This window comes from Bradyrhizobium sp. CB2312 (assembly GCF_029714425.1).
Taxonomy (GTDB): Bacteria; Pseudomonadota; Alphaproteobacteria; order Rhizobiales; family Xanthobacteraceae; genus Bradyrhizobium.
The window spans coordinates 1,169,082-1,188,644 of record NZ_CP121668.1 but is presented as its reverse complement, the minus strand read 5'-3'; the positions used below and the strand labels follow the sequence as shown (position 1 = coordinate 1,188,644).

22 protein-coding genes are annotated in these 19,563 nt (G+C 65.4%); 5 read left to right on the top strand and 17 right to left on the bottom strand.

Translation table 11 applies throughout. From position 1 onward, the window contains the following. The first annotated feature begins 20 nt into the window (after positions 1–20). Positions 21–1,463 carry a homospermidine synthase gene (locus QA642_RS05645; RefSeq protein WP_283083774.1) on the top strand — a complete coding sequence of 481 codons (1,443 nt, stop codon included), beginning with the start codon at positions 21–23 and terminating at the stop codon, positions 1,461–1,463. Positions 1,464–1,594: 131 nt separating this feature from the next. Here the strand turns inward: QA642_RS05645 and QA642_RS05640 are convergent, their stop codons facing one another. From QA642_RS05640 to QA642_RS05590, 11 genes are all read right to left on the bottom strand, one after another. Further along, positions 1,595–1,927 (bottom strand): hypothetical protein, encoded by a 333-nt coding sequence (locus QA642_RS05640; RefSeq protein ID WP_283083773.1) that lies wholly within the window; start codon positions 1,925–1,927, stop codon positions 1,595–1,597. 101 nt (positions 1,928–2,028) lie between these two features. Then, positions 2,029–2,745 carry an MgtC/SapB family protein gene (locus tag QA642_RS05635; protein WP_283083772.1) on the bottom strand — a complete coding sequence of 239 codons (717 nt, stop codon included), beginning with the start codon at positions 2,743–2,745 and terminating at the stop codon, positions 2,029–2,031. A 127-nt stretch (positions 2,746–2,872) separates the two neighbouring features. Further along, positions 2,873–3,892 (bottom strand): WD40 repeat domain-containing protein, encoded by a 1,020-nt coding sequence (locus tag QA642_RS05630; protein WP_283083771.1) that lies wholly within the window; start codon positions 3,890–3,892, stop codon positions 2,873–2,875. Beyond that, entirely contained in the window at positions 3,892–4,941 is a 1,050-nt protein-coding gene (locus QA642_RS05625) for a GTP-binding protein (protein WP_283083770.1), read from the bottom strand. Before QA642_RS05625 ends, QA642_RS05630 begins: the two co-directional genes overlap by 1 nt. Before the next feature lie 54 nt (positions 4,942–4,995). Further along, the gene (locus QA642_RS05620; protein WP_283083769.1) at positions 4,996–5,859 is read right to left on the bottom strand and encodes a zinc ABC transporter substrate-binding protein; all 864 of its coding nucleotides are present in this window, start codon (positions 5,857–5,859) and stop codon (positions 4,996–4,998) included. Positions 5,860–5,861: 2 nt separating this feature from the next. After that, entirely contained in the window at positions 5,862–6,731 is an 870-nt protein-coding gene (locus tag QA642_RS05615) for a metal ABC transporter permease (RefSeq protein ID WP_283083768.1), read from the bottom strand. 6 nt (positions 6,732–6,737) lie between these two features. Further along, on the bottom strand, positions 6,738–7,490 hold the full coding sequence (locus QA642_RS05610; RefSeq protein ID WP_283083767.1) for an ABC transporter ATP-binding protein: 753 nt from the start codon (positions 7,488–7,490) through the stop codon (positions 6,738–6,740). Positions 7,491–7,492: 2 nt separating this feature from the next. Next, a complete protein-coding gene (locus QA642_RS05605; protein ID WP_283083766.1) occupies positions 7,493–7,735 on the bottom strand; it encodes a hypothetical protein in 243 nt (80 codons plus the stop codon). Between the two features lie 43 nt (positions 7,736–7,778). Next, positions 7,779–8,279, bottom strand: a complete 501-nt coding sequence (locus tag QA642_RS05600) for a hypothetical protein (RefSeq protein WP_008138982.1) — start codon at positions 8,277–8,279, stop codon at positions 7,779–7,781. Further along, positions 8,276–8,887 carry a permease gene (locus QA642_RS05595; protein WP_283083765.1) on the bottom strand — a complete coding sequence of 204 codons (612 nt, stop codon included), beginning with the start codon at positions 8,885–8,887 and terminating at the stop codon, positions 8,276–8,278. The genes QA642_RS05600 and QA642_RS05595 overlap by 4 nt, the downstream gene beginning before the upstream one ends. Positions 8,888–9,161: 274 nt before the next feature. After that, positions 9,162–9,758 (bottom strand): superoxide dismutase, encoded by a 597-nt coding sequence (locus QA642_RS05590; protein ID WP_026312923.1) that lies wholly within the window; start codon positions 9,756–9,758, stop codon positions 9,162–9,164. A 242-nt stretch (positions 9,759–10,000) separates the two neighbouring features. On the opposite strand from QA642_RS05590, the gene QA642_RS05585 reads away from it, so the two are divergent. From QA642_RS05585 to QA642_RS05575, 3 genes are all read left to right on the top strand, one after another. Next, complete coding sequence (locus tag QA642_RS05585; RefSeq protein WP_283083764.1) at positions 10,001–10,528, top strand: GNAT family N-acetyltransferase; 528 nt, start codon at positions 10,001–10,003, stop codon at positions 10,526–10,528. A gap of 82 nt (positions 10,529–10,610) precedes the next feature. Further along, a complete protein-coding gene (locus QA642_RS05580; protein WP_283083763.1) occupies positions 10,611–11,996 on the top strand; it encodes an MATE family efflux transporter in 1,386 nt (461 codons plus the stop codon). A gap of 110 nt (positions 11,997–12,106) precedes the next feature. Continuing rightward, the gene (locus QA642_RS05575; protein ID WP_283083762.1) at positions 12,107–12,535 is read left to right on the top strand and encodes a DUF2147 domain-containing protein; all 429 of its coding nucleotides are present in this window, start codon (positions 12,107–12,109) and stop codon (positions 12,533–12,535) included. 96 nt (positions 12,536–12,631) lie between these two features. Here the strand turns inward: QA642_RS05575 and QA642_RS05570 are convergent, their stop codons facing one another. Next, a complete protein-coding gene (locus QA642_RS05570) occupies positions 12,632–13,783 on the bottom strand; it encodes a DUF3095 domain-containing protein (protein WP_283083759.1) in 1,152 nt (383 codons plus the stop codon). A 210-nt stretch (positions 13,784–13,993) separates the two neighbouring features. Here QA642_RS05570 and QA642_RS05565 point away from each other — a divergent pair, with 210 nt between their 5' ends. Then, on the top strand, positions 13,994–14,380 hold the full coding sequence (locus QA642_RS05565; RefSeq protein WP_283083758.1) for a hypothetical protein: 387 nt from the start codon (positions 13,994–13,996) through the stop codon (positions 14,378–14,380). A 13-nt stretch (positions 14,381–14,393) separates the two neighbouring features. On the opposite strand, the gene QA642_RS05560 is transcribed toward QA642_RS05565, so the two are convergent. The 5 genes from QA642_RS05560 to QA642_RS05540 all read right to left on the bottom strand — a co-directional run bounded on the left by QA642_RS05560 (position 14,394) and on the right by QA642_RS05540 (position 19,240). Continuing rightward, a complete protein-coding gene (locus QA642_RS05560) occupies positions 14,394–14,603 on the bottom strand; it encodes a hypothetical protein (protein ID WP_283083757.1) in 210 nt (69 codons plus the stop codon). Positions 14,604–14,729: 126 nt separating this feature from the next. Continuing rightward, entirely contained in the window at positions 14,730–15,452 is a 723-nt protein-coding gene (locus QA642_RS05555) for an SDR family NAD(P)-dependent oxidoreductase (protein WP_283083756.1), read from the bottom strand. Continuing rightward, positions 15,445–16,827, bottom strand: a complete 1,383-nt coding sequence (locus tag QA642_RS05550) for a fatty acid--CoA ligase family protein (protein ID WP_283083755.1) — start codon at positions 16,825–16,827, stop codon at positions 15,445–15,447. The genes QA642_RS05555 and QA642_RS05550 overlap by 8 nt, the downstream gene beginning before the upstream one ends. Then, positions 16,814–17,059, bottom strand: coding sequence for an acyl carrier protein (locus tag QA642_RS05545; RefSeq protein WP_015688794.1), 246 nt, complete (start codon positions 17,057–17,059; stop codon positions 16,814–16,816). The genes QA642_RS05550 and QA642_RS05545 overlap by 14 nt, the downstream gene beginning before the upstream one ends. Positions 17,060–17,425: 366 nt before the next feature. Next, positions 17,426–19,240: a long-chain-acyl-CoA synthetase gene (locus QA642_RS05540; RefSeq protein WP_283083754.1), complete on the bottom strand. Its 1,815-nt coding sequence runs from the start codon at positions 19,238–19,240 to the stop codon at positions 17,426–17,428. Positions 19,241–19,563 lie beyond the last annotated feature (323 nt).

Here is a 19,563-nt window from a genome sequence, read left to right as displayed (position 1 = left end):
CGTTCCGGAGAAACCATCCCATGAGCCACCCCTCGCAGATCTACGCGAAGATCACCGGTCCCATCGTCATGGTCGGCTTCGGCTCCATTGGCAAAGGCACGTTGCCGATGATCGAGCGGCATCTCGACTATGACAAGTCGCGCGTCACCGTGATTGATCCCAAGGACGAGGGCCGCAAGGCGCATTGCGAGAAGCAGAACGTGCGCTTCATCCAGAAGGCCGTGACGAAGGACAATTATCGCGAGCTGCTGACCCCGCTGCTGACCGAAGGCGGCGGCCAGGGCTTTTGCGTCAACCTCTCGGTCGACACCGGCTCGACCGACATCATGGAGCTCTGCAACGAGCTCGGCGCGCTCTACATCGACACCGTCAACGAGCCCTGGCTCGGCTTCTATTTCGATGCCTCGAAGGGCCCGGAAGCACGCTCCAACTACGCCCTGCGCGAGGTGACGCTGGCCGCCAAGCGGGCGCGCCCCGCGGGCTCGACCACCGCCGTCTCCTGCTGCGGCGCCAATCCCGGCATGGTCTCCTTCTTCGTCAAGCAGGCGCTGCTCAACGTCGCCGCCGACCTGAAGCTCAATGCGCCCCGGCCCAAGACCAAGGCCGAATGGGCGGATTTGATGCGGCAGGCCGGCATCAAGGGCATCCACATCGCCGAACGCGACACCCAGCGCTCCAAGAAGCCGAAGGAGCCCGATGTGTTCGTCAACACCTGGTCGGTTGAGGGCTTCCTGTCGGAGGGCGTGCAGCCGTCCGAGCTCGGCTGGGGCACCCACGAGAAATGGATGCCGGAGAATGCGAGGACCCACGAGGCCGGCTGCGGCGCTGCCATCTACCTGATGCAGCCCGGCGCCAACACGCGCGTGCGCACCTGGTGTCCGACCCGCGGCGCCCAGTATGGCTTCCTCGTCACCCACAACGAGTCGATCTCGATCTCTGATTACTTCACGGTGCGCGACGCCTCGGGCAAGGCGATCTACCGGCCGACCTGCCACTATGCCTATCACCCGGCCGACGATGCCGTGCTGTCGCTGCACGAGATGTTCGGCCGCGCCGCCAAGATGCAGGAGAAGCACCACATCCTAGACGAGAACGAGATCGTCGACGGCATCGACGAGCTCGGTGTGCTGCTGTTCGGCCATGACAACAATGCCTATTGGTACGGCTCGCAGCTCTCGATCGAAGAGACCCGCGCCCTTGCGCCCTATCAGAACGCCACCGGCCTGCAGGTGACCTCCGCCGTGCTCGGCGGCATGGTGTGGGCGCTGGAGAACCCGAACGAAGGCATCGTCGAGGCCGACGAGATGGATTTCGACCGCCTGCTCGAAATCCAGCTGCCGTATCTTGGCCCGGTGAAGGGTTTTTACACCGACTGGACGCCGCTGACGGATCGCCCGGGACTGTTCCCGGAGGACATCGACACCAGCGATCCCTGGCAGTTTAGGAACATCCTGGTGCGGTGACGCGCGACCTCTCTCCGCCCGTCATTCCGGGGCGACGCGCAGCGTCGAGCCCGGAATCCATCGGGCGACAGAGTGTGCGGATGAATGGATTCCGGGCTCGCGCTTCGCGCGCCCCGGAATGACAGAGAGACCTACTTCTTCTCAATCGGCGGGGCGATCTTCTCGGCCGGTGCCGGCGGCAAGGCCGGCTTGGTCGCCGCGCCCTGCGTCTGCGGATCGGGGCGCGCCGGCTCGGGGGCCGGCGTGGTCGGCCGGTCGCCGCCAGGCTTCGCCTCCGCGGGCGTCTTGCTCTGTTCGTCGGATGGCGTGCCCTGGAGCGGCTGAGTCGCCTGCGCCGTCTGCATCCGGCTTTCGGCGCGGATTTGCGCCAGTGACATGACCGACACCACGACGCCTGCTGCGAACAGCGAACCGGCGATTGTCAGGTCGAGTTTCAGTCTGCGCTTATCGTTTGGGCCGGCCATATCGATCACCGCGTTTGTCCGCGGGATCAACGAAACTGGGGCGCGCCGGTTCCGGGACCGAATGAGCGGGAACCTATCTCCTGTGCGCCAAAGCGCCGCGTTCACTCCGTCGTGCTGACTTCCCAGGTGGCGTGACGCACGCCCGGCAAGTGCTGGAGATCGGTCGCCACCGCATTCAGCTCGTTCGGGTCGACCGCGGTGGCCACCAGCTTTGCGACGATCTCCAGATTGTCCTCGCCGATCTCGGCCACCTCGACATCGGCCACCGGATATTTCGCGGATTCGAGCTTGTCGACGAGGCGGTCGCGCATGTCGGGCAGCGCGTCGGTCGCGACCGCGAGCTTGAAGTAATAGGTCGCCTCCAGCGCCTTCTCGTTCAGCGGGATGCGGTTGATGGCGTTGACCAGCGGGCGCAGCAGCGTGTTGCCGGCGATGACGAACACGGTCAGGGCGGCGGCCTGCGCGACCATGTCGGCGCCCGCGCAGGAGCCGACGGCGGCCGAGGCCCACAGCGTCGCGGCGGTATTGAGCCCGCGCACGTCCATGCCCTGTTTCATGATGACGCCGGCACCGAGAAAGCCGATGCCGGAGACGACATAGGCGATCACCCGCACTCCGCCGTCCGCGCCGTCCAGGTGCATGGCGAGATCGACGAAGGCGGCCGCGCCCACCGCGACCAGCACGTTGGTGCGCAGGCCCGCGGTGCGTTGGCGATACTGCCGCTCGGCGCCGATCAGCGTGCCCAGCACGAAGGCCGTGGTCAGGCTGACCAGCGTGTCGGCGAAGTCGGCAAGCTGGAAGGTCGTCAGAAACCGCATGAATGTCAGCTGCAGTAGGTGGGCAAGCGAAGCGTGCCCACGGCTCCCGTCAAAGGAAAAAGATCGTGGGCACGGCGCAAGAGCGCCTTTGCCCACCCTACCGCTATACGGCGGGAACCATGACAGATTAAAGCTCCAGCAGACCGCCATCCCCACTTTCATCCGCAAACGCCAGCAGGGTGCCCTTGGCATTCCAGGCGAGGGCGGACACGGGCGGCGTGCCGTTGCGGCGGACCAAGATCTCGGCGCCGTCTTCCAGACGCACCATCAGCACGGTGCCGTCGCTGTAGCCGGCGGCGAGGATGTCGTTCTTCGGATGACAGGCGACAACCGAGACGCGGGCCTGGAGCGGCGCCAGCATCGCGGGCTCCTTGCCCATCGGGCCGTCCTTGCTGGCGAATGGCCAGATGATGACGGTGTCGGCGCCGGAGGTCGCGAGCCCCTTGCCGCCCGCGCTCCAGGACATCGAGCGGACGCGCCCGGGATAGCCGGTCATGCGCATGTGCCTGTTGTCGGCGAGCCGCCAGCCATGCAGTGCCGCCTCGTGCATGCTGGTGACCAGGAACTTGTTGTCCGGGCTGAAGATGACGCCGAGATGCGAGCCGGCCCAGGGCAGGAATTCGGCCGATCCTTCCATGTTGGGAAACCACAGCGTCGCGCCATTGTAATGCGCGATCGCGAGCCGCAGGCCTTTTGGCGCAAACGCCAGACCGCCGACGGTCGAGGGCACCTCGAGCGACTTCTCCTCGGCCTTGCCGCTCTTGACGGTGGCCGTCTTGCCGGCCGACCAGGCGAAGGCGCCGTCGGGATGCACTGCCACCGCATCGATCCAGCGACGCTTCGGATCGGTCGCGAGCAGCGTCACCTCGCCCTTGGCGTCGAGCGCGACGACCTTGCCGTCGTCGCCCCCCATCACGAGGCGCTTGCCGTCGGAGGCGGTCGAAAGAATGCCGCCGCTGTGCACGGCAACGGTGGTGACCTCGCCCTTGGCGTCGACGAACGCGACATTCTCCTCACCGCCAACGAAGGCAGCGCGGGGCCCGAGGAAATGCACCGAGGTCACGGCAATCCCGAGCGCGACCTGCTTGACGCGGTCGGTGACGGAGACGATCGAAGCGGAATCGGGGGCCGGTGAAAACTCTTTCATCACGAGACGATGCAGCTCTCGAAACCCTTGCGGATCGCCTCTTCAGGCAATTCGCGGCCGATGAAGACGAGGCGGCTCTCGCGCGGCTCGCCCTCCTTCCACTTCCGCTGGTGGTTGCCCTCCAGCATCATGTGGACGCCCTGGAAGACGTAGCGGTCGTCATCGTCGTGGAAGGCGAGGATGCCCTTCGAGCGCAGGATCTTGCCGCCCTCGACCTGCACCAGGTTCTGCAGCCAGGGCATGAACACATTCGGATCGAGCGGCTTGTCGGTCTTCAGCGAGAGCGACTGCATGTCCTCGTCGTGATAATGCTTCAGGCCGTGGCCGTGATCATGGTGGTGATGATCGTGGCCGTGATGGTGGTGATGATCATGGTCGTGGTCATGATCGTCGGCCTCCAGGAAATCAGGCTCGATGTCGAGAATGCGGTCGAGATCGAACGCGCCGCGATCGAGCACGTCGGCCAGCGCCACCGAGCAGCGCTCGGTACGATGCAGCTTCGCATAGGGGTTGATGCCGCGGATGCGGGCCTCGACCTCGGCGAGCTCGCCCTTGTTGACGAGATCGGTCTTGTTCAGCACGATGACGTCGGCGAACGCGATCTGGTTCTTGGCCTCGGGCGCGTCCTTCAGGCGATCGGACAGCCATTTGGCGTCGGCGACGGTGACGACCGCGTCGAGACGGGCGTTCTTCTGCACGTCCTCGTCGACGAAGAAGGTCTGCGCGACCGGCGCCGGATCGGCAAGGCCGGTGGTCTCGACGATGATGGCGTCGAACTTGCCCTTGCGCTTCATCAGGCCGTCCATGATGCGTACGAGGTCGCCGCGCACGGTGCAGCAGATGCAGCCGTTGTTCATTTCGAACACTTCCTCATCGGCGCCGATGATGAGGTCGTTGTCGATGCCGATCTCGCCGAATTCGTTGACGATGACGGCGTATTTCTTGCCATGGTTCTCCGACAGGATACGGTTAAGCAACGTGGTCTTGCCCGCACCGAGATAGCCGGTCAGGACGGTCACGGGAATTTTCTGGGAGGTCGCTTCAGACATAACAACTCCGGCTTCGGGCTTTTTCGCGCGACGCGAGGCGGGGTGGCCCCTGCCCTAATGGTCAAGCGCGCTGGTCAGGGCCTTTATATTGTGCCTGACCATGTCAATGTAAGTGGGTGCAGGCCCCTTTTCGCCGGTCAAACCGTCCGAAATCAGGGTCCCGCCGACCTTCGCCCCGGTCTCGGCCGCGATCCGCCGGATCAGGCGATCATCGCTAATATTTTCCAGAAATACCGCCGGGATCTTCGCGGCCTTGATCTGGCCGATGATGGCCGCGATGTCCCGCGCGCTGGGCTCGGTTTCCGTGGAGACGCCCAAGGGAGCCACGAACTGGACGCCGTATTCGGCGGCGAAATAGCCGAAGGCGTCGTGGGTGGAGATCACCTTGCGCCGTTCCGGCGGGATTTTGGCGACGGTCTCGCGGACCTCGCGGTCGAGGGCTTCGAGCTTTTCCAGATAGGCCTTGGCCTGGGCATGGAAGAAGTCTGCATCATCGGGATCGGCCGCAGCCAAAGCATTGGCGATGTCGGTCACGTAGACCTTGGCATTCGGCACGGACTGCCAGGCATGCGGATCGGCGGCCGAGCCCAGTTTCAGCGGCGCGATGCCGGCGCTCGCGGTGACCACCTGGGCCTTGCTGCCTGCGGACTGCACCAGCCGCGGCAGCCAACCCTCGAGGCCAAGCCCGTTGACGATGACGAGCTTTGCAGCCGCGATCCGTTTCGCATCGCCCGGCGCTGGCGTGTAGACGTGCACGTCGCTGTCGGGGCCGACCAGCGTGGTCAGATCGATCCGGTCGCCGCCGACATTGCGGACGAAGTCGGCAAGGATCGAGAAGCTTGCGACGACATTGAGCCGCTCCGCGGCGTGCAGCGGCGAAGCGATCAGTAGGAGCGCACAAAGCAGGAGACGCCGCATCGTCACGCCTCCAGATGCCGGCCGGGAAACATCTGCCTGACGATGCCGCCGACGCGGCCGAACAGCACGGAGACGATGTAGAACACCGTCGCCACCAGGATGATCGCGGGCCCCGACGGCACGCGGGTCTGGAACGACAGCACGAGGCCGGCATAGCCCGAGACGGCAGCGGCGATCACGGCAATGCACATCATCGCCGTCAGATCGCGCGACCAGAACCGCGCGATGCCTGCGGGGAGGATCATCAGCCCCACCGCCAGCAAGGTGCCGAGCGCCTGAAAGCCGTTGACGAGGTTGATCACGACGAGCGCGAGGAAGGCGAGATGCGCAGGCCCGCCGGCGCGGCTCACGGTGCGCAGAAAGAGTGGATCGACGCTCTCGATCACCAGCGGGCGGTAGATCACAGCGAGCACCAGCAGCGTGACCGTGGCGTTGAAGGCGACCACCAGCAGGGTCTGGTCGTCCATTGCGAGGATGTTGCCAAACAGCACGTGCAGCAGGTCGATATTGGTGCCCTTGATCGAGACGATGGTGACGCCGAGCGCGAGCGAGGCGAGATAAAAGGTCGCGAGCGAAGCGTCTTCCTTCAGCCCGGTCGAGCGGGCGACGACGCCGGCAAGGATCGCGACCGCAAAACCGGCAATTAGGCCGCCGGCCGTCATCGCAAAGAGATTGAGGCCCGAGAGCAGGAAGCCGACGGCGGCGCCAGGCAGGATCGCATGCGCCATGGCATCGCCGACGAGGCTCATCCGCCGCAGCATCAGGAACACGCCGATCGGCGCGCCTGCCAGCGCCAGCGCGATCACGGCGGCAAGCGCCCGCCGCATGAACTCGAATTCGGTGAACGGGCCAATCAGCGCGTCATAGACCATCTGGAATCACGCCGCCTGCGAGCGCCCATCTTCGCCACAGGCCGCGGCGCTGTCATCGAAGGCCTCGCACATCCGCATCGCGACCATCAGGTTTTCCGGCGTCAGCACCTCCGCCGTCGCGCCCCAGGCCACGGGGCCGCGCGCCAGCACCAGCGTCTCGGTGAAATGGGTGCGCACCATCTCCATGTCGTGCAGCGCGGCGAGCACGGTGCGGCCCTCGCCGTGCCAGTGCTTCACCAGCGCGAGCAGATCGGCCGTGGTCTTGCTGTCGATGGCGTTGAAGGGCTCGTCGAGCACGATCAGACGCGCATCCTGGAGCAGCACGCGCGCGAACAGCACGCGCTGCATTTGCCCGCCGGAGAGCGTGCCGATCGGCCGATTCTCGAAACCGCTGAGGCCGACGGCGCCGATCGCGCGCAGGATCTTTGCGCGCGCGGCCTTGCCGATGCCGCCGAACAGGCCGGCATCGCGCCACAGTCCGGTGCCGACGAAATCGAACACCGAGATCGGGAAGCTGCGGTCGATCTCTGCACTCTGCGGCAGATAGGCGATATCGCGAGCGTCGAGCCCGCCGAGATGGATGCTGCCATCGAGCGGCCTCAGGATGCCGACGATGCCGCGCAGCAGCGTCGACTTGCCGGCGCCGTTCGGCCCGATCACGGCGACCAGCGCCCCTGGCGCGACCTCGCCATTGAGATGGTGCACGGCGGGGTGGCGGTCGTAGCCGAGCGTGACGTTGTGGAAGTGCAGCGCCGCCATGATCACCTCATCGCCAGGAAGACAATGGCCCAGAGCACGGCGCAGACCGCCAATGCGGCCGCAAGGCGCCCGGCCATGGTCATCCGCAGAATCGACCAGGGTGCGTCCTGGGCCGGATGCGGCGAGGTCGCATCGTGGACATGAGCATGGGTGTGGTCGTGCCCATGCGAATGGTCATGAGAATGACCTTGGGAATGCCCATGAGCATGGTCGTGATGGTGGGCGTGGGACGCGGCGGGAACCATTCGAGGACGTTATATTATAACATTACGGCTGTCCACGGCCCACTCAGGGCTTGCCGATCACCATGGCGATGGCGGCCGCCACGAAGGGAAACGGCACCGACACCGCGCAGCGGAACCAGACGAAACGGGCCGGCATGAACGGGATTTCCCACAAAATCACCCGCTGGAAGGCGAACAGGGCCCAGGCGACGACATAGGCGACCACCTGCGGCACCCCGCCGCCGGATTTCAGCGCCACCGTGCCGATGGAGAAGCCGATCACCGGGCCGCCGGGGGTGGCGGCGCCGGCGACCACCGCGGTCGCAACCCCGAGCCAGCCAGAGTCCGGGCCGAGCCAGCCGGTGATCACCTCCTGCGGGATGATGGCGGCGATGTAGCCGGAGCCGATCACGCCGAGCGCGATCCGAGGCACGATGTTGATGAAGTCCATCGAGCCCTCGCGCAGCGAGGCCTTGAACACCGGAGGGCCGCGGCGGAAGGCGATCAGGCCGACGCCGAAAACCGAGCCCCAGAGCAGGATGTCGATCAGGAGCGCCGCGCTCATGCCGCGTCCTCGTCGCTTTCGCGCTTCGGATAGACCCGGACATAAACGAAACGGCCGAGCGCACCGGCGAGCACCGGCAACGGCAGCGAGATCAAAATCCGCCACAGCGTGAAATCGGTGCCCATGATCGGGATCTCCCAGGCGACCGCCCGGCCGTAGCCGATCAGGGTCCAGCTCACGACCATGGCGATGGTGGCGCCGAAATCGGCGCCGACCGCAAGCAGCGCGCTCGCCACGGGATAGGCGGTGAAGGGTCCGCCGGGCAGGATCGCGCCGAAGGCGGTGCCGATCAGAAGCCCCATCAGGCCGGATTTCGGCCCGAGCGCGCGCGAGACCTTCTCGTGCGGCAGGATCTCCGAGATGAAGGCCCCTAACAGGCAGCCCGCCAGCACCCGAGGCAGGATGCCGCCGAACAGCGACAGGTCATGGGTGAGGATGTCGAGAACGCCGGCCGTCCCGTCGCGCCGCCAGACCAGGCCTGCGCTCACCGCCACCAGCGCGGCGATGATGATGGTCGACCAGCCGATCGGCTTGCGCACGCGTCCCGGCCGCGGCTCGGACTCCGCGTCCTCGGCAGGCGCCGGGTCTTTCGGGGAAGGGTCTGACAACGGGCTCGGTCGGATCGAAGGTGATGCCCGTCCTGATTAAGGGCGGTGTTCCCCCGATGCAAACGGCGTGATGACAGACCCGTGCGCGCACGGCGCAGGACTCGTTCAATCAGTCAATTCCGCACGGCAAAAAGGCGGCCGCTTATGCGACCGCCTTTGTTGTCATTCCGGGGCGCACGAAGTGCGAGCCCGGAATCCATTCATCCACACGGACTGACGCCCGATGGATTCCGGGCTCGGCGCTGACGCGCCGCCCCGGAATGACGAGGAAGGCTTACGCCTTGTCGAACAGGGACTCGACGTATTCCCAGTTCACGAGGTTCTCGACGAACGCCTTGAGATAGTCGGGGCGGCGATTGCGATAGTCGATGTAGTAGGAGTGCTCCCAGACGTCGCAGCCGAGGATCGGCGTGGCGCCGTGCACCAGCGGATTCTCGCCGTTCGGGGTCTTGGAGATCTCGAGCTTGCCGTTCTTGACCTGGAGCCAGCACCAGCCGGAGCCGAACTGGCCGACGCCGGCCGCCTGGAAGTCGGTCTTGAACTTCTCGAAGCCGCCGAGGTCTTCGTTGATCTTCTTCTCGAGCTTGCCCGGCAGCTTGGTGCCGCCGCCATTGGGCTTCATCCAGCTCCAGAAGTGGATGTGGTTGTAGTGCTGGCCGGCGTTGTTGAACACCGCGGGGTTCTTGCCGAACGAGCCCTTGACGATCTCCTCAAGGGACTTGCCTTCCCATTCGGTCCCCTTGAGCGCGTTATTGCCGTTGGTGACGTAGGCCTGATGATGCTTGTCGTGATGATATTCCAGCGTCTCCTTCGACATGTACTGGCCGAGGGCGTCATAGGCGTAGGGGAGTGGGGGCAGCGTAAAGGTCATGGCTTCTTGTCCGCAACTGGTGGGGAACGAGTTCTAACGGTCACCCCTTATAGAAGGTTCCGCCAGCATTAAATACCTCAGAATTTGCGAAAACGCGTGATGGGGTGACTTCGCCCGAATGCACCAATTCGTCGCAACGGGCCGCGGTCGATCAAGCCTGCGGTTCGCCATAAAATATCATTGCCTTTGAGGCGCTTAAGACAGAACAAGCGCGCCACGAAGCGGAGCTTTGAAGGGACGCCATGAGCATCGAGATCGACATTTTGAACGGCGACGCCTCATGGCCGATCGCCGCGCCGCTGCATCAGGCGGTCTGGGGACCGCAGATGATCGCGGGCAAGCCCTGGGCTCACGTCAAATGGGACAATGCCCATCTTCGCGTGCTGCTCGAGACGCCCGAGGACGGTCTCGTCTGCCACGTCGGTGTCTACTTCCGCACCGTCACCTGGAACGGACAGAAGCTCCATGTCGGCGGCATCGGCGGCGTCTGCACACGCGAGGACCGGCGCGGCCGCGGCTATGCCACCATGGCCATCGACGCAGCCGTCCATACCATGCGCGCCAACGAGGCGGTCCGCTTCGGGCTCCTGTTCTGCGAGCCGCACAATTTCGCGTTCTACGAGGCCCGCAGATGGCAGCCCTTCAAGGGCGAGGTCTATTGCGAGCAGCCGGAGGGGCGGATCCGCTTCGAGTACATGGCGCCCTACGTCTTCGACATCGTCCGCGCGCCGACGCTCGGCACCATCGACCTATGCGGCCTGCCGTGGTGAGCCCTGCGTGAACGGAGGGCTGGCACCGGCGCGGGCGCCCTATAATATGTCGCTCGTCATCCAATATTCCGTCCGGTGAGACATGACGATCGACGCCCCGATAGACGCCGCGCCGCCGCATGCTCCGGTCGCCTCCCCCATCGCGAGCCTGCTGACGGCGCCGATCCTGCCGACGCTGCTCCGGCTTGCGATCCCCAACATGATCGCGATGGTCGGCAGCACGCTGGTTGCGATCGCCGAGACCTCCTATATCGGCCGGCTCGGCATCATCCCGCTCGCCGCCATCGCCCTCGTTTTTCCGTTCGCGATGCTGACGCAGATGATGAGCGCGGGCGCGATGGGCGGCGGGGTCTCCTCCGCGATCAGCCGCGCGCTCGGCGCCGGGAATCGCGACCGCGCCGCGACGCTGGCGCTGCATGCCGCCATCATCGGCCTCTGCGGCGGACTGTTCTTCACGGCGATGATGCTCGCCTTCGGCCGCTCGTTCTTCACCCTGCTCGGCGGGCGCGAGCGCGTGCTCGAGGAAGCCTGCGGCTATTCGCAGGTGCTGTTCTCGGGCGCGATCGCGATCTGGCTCGTCAACACGCTGGCCTCGGTGATCCGCGGCACCGGCGACATGCGCCTGCCCTCGATGACGCTGATCGGCGCGAGCGTGCTCCAGATTGCGGTCGGCGGCACGCTGGGCCTCGGCCTGTTCGGCGTGCCGCAATTCGGCATGCCCGGCGTTGCGAGCGGCCAGCTGCTCGCGTTCAGCTGCGCCGCGGTCTTCTTTCTCTGGTATCTCCTGTCTGGTCGCAGCCGGCTGCCGCTGAATTTTCGCGCCTTCCAGTTCGAGCGCGCGATGTTCCTGGACATTCTCAAAGTCGGCGCGGTGGCCTGCCTGTCGCCGCTCCAGACCGTGCTCACCATTTTGATCTTCACAAAAATCCTGGCGACCTTCGGCACCGAGATGCTGGCCGGTTACGGCATCGGCTCGCGGCTGGAATTCTTGCTGATCCCGATCACCTTCGCCTTCGGCATCGCCTCGGTGCCGATGGTCGGCATGGCGATGGGCGCCGGACATATCAAGCGCGCGCGGCGGGTGGCCTGGACCGCGGCTGCTGCTTCCGGACTCACGGTCGGGCTGATCGGCCTCGTCGTCGCGCTCGATCCCGCCTTGTGGGTATCACTTTTCACGCGTGATCCCGGCGTCACCGCCGCCGCCCACAGCTATTTCCACTGGGCCGGACCGGCGTTCGTGTTCTTCGGCATGGGCGTGTCGCTGTATTTCTCCTCGCAGGGCGCGGCGCGCGTCGGCGGCCCCGTGCTGGCTTCCACCGCGCGCCTTTTGATCGTCGCGATCGGGGGCGTCGGCCTGATGACGGCGCAGGCACCGGCCTGGACCCTGTTCGCGCTGGTCGGCGGCGCCATGGTCGTGTTCGGGATTTCGACCGCGGCCTCGGTCGCCTTCGCGCGCTGGGGCAAATGAGCGCAGGCGACTAAGCGCAGGCAGGGAAACGCGGGAATGTGATTCCATCCAGCGTTGCGCTATCCTGCCGGGCTGCTATGGAAGCGCCTCCATTTTTCGGGGCTCTCTCCATGCTCACCAGATTCGCGATTCCTTCCATCATTTTGGCTGCACTGTTCGGCACGCCTTCCGCCCACGCGCAGAGCGCCGACGGGACCTGGCTCACCCAGGCGGGTGATGCGCGCGTGAAGATCAGCAAGTGCGGCGGCGGCATCTGCGGCCGCATCGTCTGGCTGCGCGAGCCCATGGACACCGCGACCGGCCAGCCCGCCACCGACAGCAAGAACCCCAATCCCGCGCTCGCGAGGCGCCCGATGATCGGCCTGCCGCTGTTCAACGGCATGCAGCCGTCAGGACCGAACAAATGGTCGGGCCAGATCTACAATGCCGACGACGGCAGCACCTATGCGAGCAGCGTCACGGTCACTGGCGCGGATTCGCTGCGGGTCGAGGGCTGCGTCGGCGCGCTCTGCGGCGGCGAGACCTGGACCCGCCGCTAAAGCGCGATGAGATTGGGATGAATCGCATCGCGCTTTAGGTTGTTGTTTGAGCATGATCTTTTCGGAAAACCGCTTCGCACTTTTCAGGATCATGCCTTAACCCGCCGCCACCATCGCCTTCAGCGCCGTCGCCGCCGAGGCGTAGCCGCCTCGCGCGCCGTCGATGAAGTGGACATGGTCGCTGCGTAGCGCCGACGGCGTGAAGCAGGTCATCATCGCCGCGTCCTGCTGGTAGAGGCCGTAGCGCACGATGCCGTCGCGGGCGGCGGTTGCGAGACGCTCGCTCAAGGCGCGCTCGAGCTGCGGCGTGCAGTCGAGGATCATGCGCAGGCCATCGTCGTATTTGCGGAAGTCCGAGTTCTCGACCACCTGGCGCTTGTAGACCTTGGGCACGAAGCCGCCGACCTCGAGGTCGAAACGCATGATCAGATAGACGAACAGCGTATAGGCCAGCACGCTGACCCTGCGCGCCAGCAGCGGACCGCCGCGCTTGGTGCGGGCCTCGAATTCCAGCCCCTGCGGCGGCCATTTCAGCGGCGGTCCCTGCGGCGGCACGGGACGGCCGCCATCCGGGCTGCGCTCGACGAGGTGGATGATATCCTCGATCACCTTGCGGAAAGCCGCCGGCTCGGCGCCGCGCACCGGCATCACCAGCACCGACAGGATCAGGCCGCGCGCGGCCGGCATCACCTCGAAGCGGCAGGACAGGCCGGAGAGATCGGGCTGCGTGCCCGTCGGTGCCTCCGCGACCGCGAACTCGCCGCGCTTCATCGCGGCATCGGCGAAGGCGAGCCCGCCGCCGGAGAACATCGCATAGGACAAATTCGCCGACGGACCGAAACGCGCGACGCGCACGTCGAGGCCCTGCGCGCGGATGGCGCTCACCGGCACCAGCGCGACGCGCATCTTGAGGTCGAGATCCTCGCGCACCCAGGTCGCGGTAGCGGCCAGTGCCTCGCGCGCAGCACCGAGATCCGAAGGCGCGACCGCAAAGCTCGCGCCGTCGCCGCCGAACACGAAGGGAAATTCGCGTCCCTCAAGCGCATTGGTCACCGCCGCGATCACGGCGGCACCGGCCATGTTGACCGCCTTGTAGCGCTGCGCCGCGATCGCTTTGGTCGAATCCACGATGTCAGCCACGCCGATGCTCCAATCATCCGGCAGCGGCGCATAGAGCGCGGGGTCCATCAGGCTGGTGAAGCCGCGGAAGACAGGAATGCCGCCGTAGAAGGAGTCGCCTGATGTCATCGGGTGATGCCGGATGGTTGGGAAGCGTCCGAGAGAGATACGAGGCAGAAGCGATCCGGGTTCGCCGGGCGCCGCTTTCGATCATTGGCCGAAACCGGCCCGGACAACAAGATCGCAGCGCGCCGCAATGCCGCAGCCGATCATTGATCGACGTCAAACAGCCGGCCCGGGCAACCTTTACGATGGCGGGATCTCCAGGGGCTACGCGGGATGATCGAGGTGTCCGACTTCAGCAACAGCCACCCCAACGCGCCGGTGCGGCGACGCACGGGGCTTGACCCGATCAGCGCGGTGAAAATGCCGGAAGGGCTGACGGCAACTGTCGATGCCTGGGCCGAAGCCCATCATTTGTCGCGCTCGGCTGCGATCTGCAAGCTGGTGGAGCTCGGACTGAAGATCGCGCCTGCTGCGCCGGCATCGGCGCACTCGGTCGCATCCGACGCCACGCGGATCGAGGAGATCGCGGTGCACGAGATCAAAGCGCTGCTCGATCCCGCCTTGGCGGCCGACGAACGCGAGCGCCGCATCCGTCGCCTCATCGAGGGGCCGCCGGAATTCTCACACGAACGGATTGACCTGCCGAAGCATCGGGCTTGAGCGCCCGTAGGCGCTAGTGCAGCTTCTCGTCCTCGCGCTTGCGCAGGGCCTCGAGCGAGGCGTCATGGCAGCCGACGAGCCGCACGAATTGCTGCGGATACATTTCATGGCCGTGACTGCCGGAATTCTGATTCGTCATCGGCGGGCAATGAATGTCGCCCGGCTTCGCGCCGGATTGCTCGGTCCGGTCCTGGGTTGAAGCGGTCATGTCTCGCACGGTCATGGACTGCTCCCTGTCGATTAGGGCAGATCGATTGACGTAACCCAATCGATTGCGGGGCATCTTACGACCAAATCCGGCTGAATGTCATTGCGCCGGATCAACGCAATTGCGGCAGACGGGTTCCGTTTACGCTGTGTTGCCCGCGTCGATCGTGAACACGGTGCCGGTCACGTTGCGGCCGCCCTCGCCGAGCAGATATTCCACCATGCGCGCGACGTCGTCCGTCTCCGGCAACCGGCGCAATGCGCTGCGGCCGGCGATACGCTTGCGGCCTTCGTCGGAAAGATTGTGGGTGAGCTCGGTGTCGATGAAGCCCGGCGCGATCGCATTCACGGTGATGCCGAGCTTGCCGACCTCGCGCGCGAGCGAGCGGGTGAAGCCGGTCGCGGCCGCCTTGGTCGCGCCGTAGACGGAGAGGCCGTTATATCCTGTCGTCGCGATGATCGAGGAGATGTTGATGATGCGGCCGGTGCCATCGGCCATCATCTGGCGCGCGACATATTTGGTGAGGATGATCGGCGACAGCACGTTGAGCTGCACCAGCGCCTCGATCTCCGAATTGTGCATGGTCGCGAGCAGGCCCTCGGTGCCGAGACCGGCATTGTTCACGAGGCCAAAGATCGGGCCGAACTCGTCGCGCACGAGCTTTGCGAAAGCGGGAATCGCGTCGATCACGGCGAGATCGCAGGCCCGGAAATGCAGGCGTCCCTCGGACTCGGCGATCGCCGCCTTGAGCTCGTCGCTCTCGCGCCGCGCCGCCGCAATCACGTTGAAGCCGGCACGGGCGAGGCGCTTGCCGATCGCAAGGCCAATGCCGCGGCTGCCGCCTGTGACGAGGACATTATGCATCGGTGCGCGCCAGTTTGCCGGCCGGCGTGACGTCGAGCGCCTCGACGAAGCGGATCACCGCCGGCACCTTGTGGGACGCGAGCTGGGCGCGGCACTGCTCCAGGATCTGGTCGCGGATCTCCTTCACGCGCGCCTGGTCGGTGCCTTCGGTGAGGATCACGTCGGCGACGACGATGCCGCCGGTAATCGGACTCTTGCGCGATTTGGCCCGCGACATCCTGACATCAGGGTGGCGATTGATCACCGCCTCGATCTCCTCGGGATGGACCTTCAGGCCACCGATATTGATGATGCCGCCGCGGCGGCCGACGAAATAATAGCGGTCGCCGCGCAATTCAACGATGTCGCCGCTGTCGACGAAGCCGTCGGCATCGGTGAGCGCGGCGGCGTTGCGCCCGACATAGGCATGCGCCGTGCGCGTCGAGCGGATGCGCAAGGAGCCATCCACGACCTTCATCTCGACGCCATTGCGGTTGCCGAGATAGTCGGCCGGAAAGCCTTCGAGCCCGTCATTGACCGCGAAGCCGACGCCGGCCTCGGTCGAGGCATAGGCATGGCCGACGGAGGAATTCGGGAACGCGGCCTTGAGGCCGTCGAGCACCGCCTGGTCGGCGATCTCGCCGGAGAGGCGGACATAGCGCGGGGCGAACTGAGCGGCCGCGCCGCTCATCAAGAGCTTGCGCCAGTGCGAGGGCGTGCCGGAGATATGCGAGACGCCGCACGCATTCAGCCGCGCGACGTGATCACCGAGCGCCTCATGCGGATCGGACAGCACCATGGAGCCGCCGGAGAGGATGGCGCGGAGGAATATCTGCAGTCCGCCATAGCGGCGGATGTCGTAGAACGTCGCCCATACCGGAGCGAGCCCCTTCGCGGGACCTTCGGCGACGATGGCGCCGGTCAGTGCTTCCAGCGTATGGCCGGCGATTTTCGGCACGCCCGAGGTGCCCGACGTCAGCATCAGCCATTCGGTGGCGCGCTCGGTCCTGGCAGGCGTGGTGGCTTGAAGCGGCGATTGCGCGGTGACGACCAGCGGCACGCCGGCATCAGTCCAGCGATCGGGCTCGTCGGTGACGACGGCGTCGATCCCGGCATCGGCGATCAACGCGTCGAGATGCGCCGGGTTGAGATCGGGCGGACACAGCAGCATGCGACGGGCGATGCCGTCGAGCTCGATCATGGCGAGGCCCGACCGGAGCTGGTCGGACAATTTCAGCAAGACGGCACGGCCGGACAATTCGCGCAGGCGGCCGCCGAGGACCGTCTGCGACAGGATATCCGTCAGCGACACGACATGGTGCGCGTCCGACAGCGTGCGGCCGGTCAGCTCCGCGCCGAGATGGTCGCGGAGCGCAAAGATCTCACGCGGGGACATTTTCGTAGGCCCGCACGAAATCACCCACGGTGGCGGGGAACGCTGCGTCCTCGGAAATGGTGAAGGGGTCGACGCCGGTCTCGTCCTCGAGGCGCGCCACCAGGATGGCGAAGGCGAGCGAGTCGAAGCCCGTCTCGTGCAGGGACAGATCGTCGGAGAGGGCGGGAAGCGTGACGTGCTGCTCTTTGGCGATCTGCTGGATCGCTTCAATGACCTTGGAACGTACCGACATGGCTGGCTCGCTCTTGTTATCGATATTTCGTGTTGTGGCGGCTCTTGATGACCGCCTCCCCATGGCCTTCTGTTTACCCGACAGAAGTAAATGGCTTCTTGGACAATTCAGATAAAATTGGACCTATCTGGCGATTTCCGCGGGTTTGCGATGAATACGTGAGGTGAGCACGTTGCCCGCATTCCCTCCCCCCTTGCGGGGGAGGGGCAGGGAGAGGGGTGCCACACGACGCACTCTCTCCGTGGTGAACGAACTTTGCTGAGATGATCGACAGACCTTTTCCTGGGCTACCCCTCTCCCCGCCCTCCCCCGCAAGGGGGGAGGGAGCGCACCTGTCTTGTGGTGGGTGCGTTGCCTCATAGTCCTCTACCGCCTGATCATGCCCTCGATGATCTTGGCGTACACCTCTGAATCGAGCGCGGCATAGGCGCCGGATTGCGGGTCGAGCATGAACAGCGGATCGGAAATCGCAGCCGGATCAAATCCCTCCCGCGCCAGCTCGCCCTTCTTCTGCTTGAAGGTCTCGGTCGCATCGAGCTCGCGCGAGATGCGGATGAAGACCGGCCGGGCATAGGCCGGCAGGCGCTGCGTCAGATGCGCCGGCAGCGCTTCGATGTCAAAACCCTCGTTCACCACGATGGCGCTCATGCCGGCGCGGCCATCGGTATCGGGGATGCTAACGCCGTAGGTGGTGGCGTCGATGACGCCGGTGAAATCGCGCACGGCGTCGTTGACCTCCGAGGTCGCGACATTCTCGCCCTTCCAGCGGAAGGTATCGCCGATGCGATCGACGAAATGGAAAAAGCCCTTGTCGTCGAGCCGCATCAGATCGCCGGTCCGGAACCAGGCATCGCCCTTGGCGAACACGTCGCGGAGAATCTTCTTCTCGGTCTCGCCGGCGTCGGTATAGCCTTCGAAGCGGCCACCGCCTTCATCGGCCGTGCCGATGCGGCCGATCGCTTCGCCGGCCTCGCCGCGGGCGCAGGCGATGCAAAAGCCATCTTCATTGCGCAGCGGCGCTGCGCTATCAGGATCGAGCTTGACCAGGCTCGCCGGAAACCGATGCGCGAGCAGCGGCGGGATACGGCCGATCGCGCCCGGCTGGCCCTCGACGTTGAACAGCGAGAAATTGCCTTCCGTGGCCGCATAGAATTCGAGGATACGCGGAATGGCGAAGCGCGCCTGGAAATCTTCCCAGATGTCGCCGCGCAGGCCGTTGCCGCAAGCGAGCCGCAGGCGATGCCGGTTCTCGTATTCCGACGGCGGAGCTTTCAGCAGATAACGGCAGAGCTCGCCGATATACTGGAACAGCGTGCAGTCGTGACGGACGATGTCGGGCCAGAAATTCGAGGCGGAGAATTTGTCCGCGATCACCACCGAGCCGCCAGCGGCGAGCATGCTGCACGGCGCGACGATGCCGCCGACCGAGTGGAACAGCGGCAGGCAGTCATAGAGCCGGTCCTGCGGCGTGGCGCCGGTGAGGCCTGCGAACCAGAAACCCCAGTTGAGGATGCGACGATGGCTGATGCTGGCGGCCTTCGGCAGGCCTGTCGTGCCGGAGGTGTAGATCAGCAGCGCGCGGTCGTCGATGATGACGTCGCCATGCTCGTCCGGCGACAGCGGCGCACCGTCGAGCGCGGCAAGCGCAACGTCGATGGCGCGCTCGCTGCGGGCATCGCCGTGGGTCCAGATCATGGCTTGCGTCGTCAGATGCGGCGTTGCGCTCGCCAGCATCTCGGCGAGCTGATGTGCAACGATGATATGCGAGGGTTTTGCGACGTCGATGCAATGCGCGAGCGACTGTCCGACCAGCTTGGTGTTGATCAGCGCTGCCACGCCGCCGACCCGGCTGATGCCGAGCCAGGCCGCGACATAGTCGATGCCGTTCGGCATGATCAGGGCAACCGTATCGCCCTTGGCGACGCCGACCGAGCGTGCCCAGCGCGCATAGCGGTTGATCCGCTTCGACAGGCCGTCGTAGTCGAGCGTTGTATCTTCCGCGACCAGTGCGATGCGGTCCGGCTGGCGCTGCGCCCAATCGTCGATGACATCGGCGAACAGGCGGCCCGGCAGCGTCTCGATCCGTGCCGTGAGCTCGATGGCTTTCAGCCAGATCTTTGAAGCCGAAGGCGCACGCGCGGCCTTTGGTTGCTCAATGACGCCGGTGGTCATGCCGTTCATTCTTTCGGAACGTGTCTGCAGGTAGCGGCAGCTTAGCCCGCGCGCCCTGCCCAGGTGTTAAGAGACAAGGTAAAAGCCGGTTAGTGCGCGATTAACTCCAGTCATCCTTTACCAAGCCGACGGGATCGGCGTGCGGCTTGGCGCAATTCTTGCGATAGCCAAGTAACGAAGCCGCGCGAGCATCCTTACCCTCTCCCCTTGTGGGAGAGGGTGGCGCGCGCAAGGCGACGGGTGAGGGGTCTCTCTCCACACAGACAATCTTGCGAGTGGAGAGAACCCCTCATCCGGCGCTTCGGCCACCTTCTCCCACACGGGGAGAAGGA

What these genes read in the sequence shown, in the direction of transcription:
- QA642_RS05615 (WP_283083768.1), bottom strand. Translation starts at nt 6,731, where the DNA reads ATGGTCTATGACGCGCTGATTGGCCCGTTCACCGAATTCGAGTTCATG.
- QA642_RS05540 (WP_283083754.1), bottom strand. Translation starts at nt 19,240, where the DNA reads ATGAACGGCATGACCACCGGCGTCATTGAGCAACCAAAGGCCGCGCGT.
- QA642_RS05605 (WP_283083766.1), bottom strand. Translation starts at nt 7,735, where the DNA reads ATGGTTCCCGCCGCGTCCCACGCCCACCATCACGACCATGCTCATGGG.
- QA642_RS05590 (WP_026312923.1), bottom strand. Translation starts at nt 9,758, where the DNA reads ATGACCTTTACGCTGCCCCCACTCCCCTACGCCTATGACGCCCTCGGC.
- QA642_RS05545 (WP_015688794.1), bottom strand. Translation starts at nt 17,059, where the DNA reads ATGTCGGTACGTTCCAAGGTCATTGAAGCGATCCAGCAGATCGCCAAA.
- QA642_RS05570 (WP_283083759.1), bottom strand. Translation starts at nt 13,783, where the DNA reads ATGACATCAGGCGACTCCTTCTACGGCGGCATTCCTGTCTTCCGCGGC.
- QA642_RS05620 (WP_283083769.1), bottom strand. Translation starts at nt 5,859, where the DNA reads ATGCGGCGTCTCCTGCTTTGTGCGCTCCTACTGATCGCTTCGCCGCTG.
- QA642_RS05635 (WP_283083772.1), bottom strand. Translation starts at nt 2,745, where the DNA reads ATGCGGTTTCTGACGACCTTCCAGCTTGCCGACTTCGCCGACACGCTG.
- QA642_RS05610 (WP_283083767.1), bottom strand. Translation starts at nt 7,490, where the DNA reads ATGGCGGCGCTGCACTTCCACAACGTCACGCTCGGCTACGACCGCCAC.
- QA642_RS05585 (WP_283083764.1), top strand. Translation starts at nt 10,001, where the DNA reads ATGAGCATCGAGATCGACATTTTGAACGGCGACGCCTCATGGCCGATC.
- QA642_RS05625 (WP_283083770.1), bottom strand. Translation starts at nt 4,941, where the DNA reads ATGTCTGAAGCGACCTCCCAGAAAATTCCCGTGACCGTCCTGACCGGC.
- QA642_RS05645 (WP_283083774.1), top strand. Translation starts at nt 21, where the DNA reads ATGAGCCACCCCTCGCAGATCTACGCGAAGATCACCGGTCCCATCGTC.
- QA642_RS05575 (WP_283083762.1), top strand. Translation starts at nt 12,107, where the DNA reads ATGCTCACCAGATTCGCGATTCCTTCCATCATTTTGGCTGCACTGTTC.
- QA642_RS05630 (WP_283083771.1), bottom strand. Translation starts at nt 3,892, where the DNA reads ATGAAAGAGTTTTCACCGGCCCCCGATTCCGCTTCGATCGTCTCCGTC.
- QA642_RS05580 (WP_283083763.1), top strand. Translation starts at nt 10,611, where the DNA reads ATGACGATCGACGCCCCGATAGACGCCGCGCCGCCGCATGCTCCGGTC.
- QA642_RS05560 (WP_283083757.1), bottom strand. Translation starts at nt 14,603, where the DNA reads ATGACCGTGCGAGACATGACCGCTTCAACCCAGGACCGGACCGAGCAA.
- QA642_RS05565 (WP_283083758.1), top strand. Translation starts at nt 13,994, where the DNA reads ATGATCGAGGTGTCCGACTTCAGCAACAGCCACCCCAACGCGCCGGTG.
- QA642_RS05640 (WP_283083773.1), bottom strand. Translation starts at nt 1,927, where the DNA reads ATGGCCGGCCCAAACGATAAGCGCAGACTGAAACTCGACCTGACAATC.
- QA642_RS05550 (WP_283083755.1), bottom strand. Translation starts at nt 16,827, where the DNA reads ATGTCCCCGCGTGAGATCTTTGCGCTCCGCGACCATCTCGGCGCGGAG.
- QA642_RS05555 (WP_283083756.1), bottom strand. Translation starts at nt 15,452, where the DNA reads ATGCATAATGTCCTCGTCACAGGCGGCAGCCGCGGCATTGGCCTTGCG.
- QA642_RS05600 (WP_008138982.1), bottom strand. Translation starts at nt 8,279, where the DNA reads ATGAGCGCGGCGCTCCTGATCGACATCCTGCTCTGGGGCTCGGTTTTC.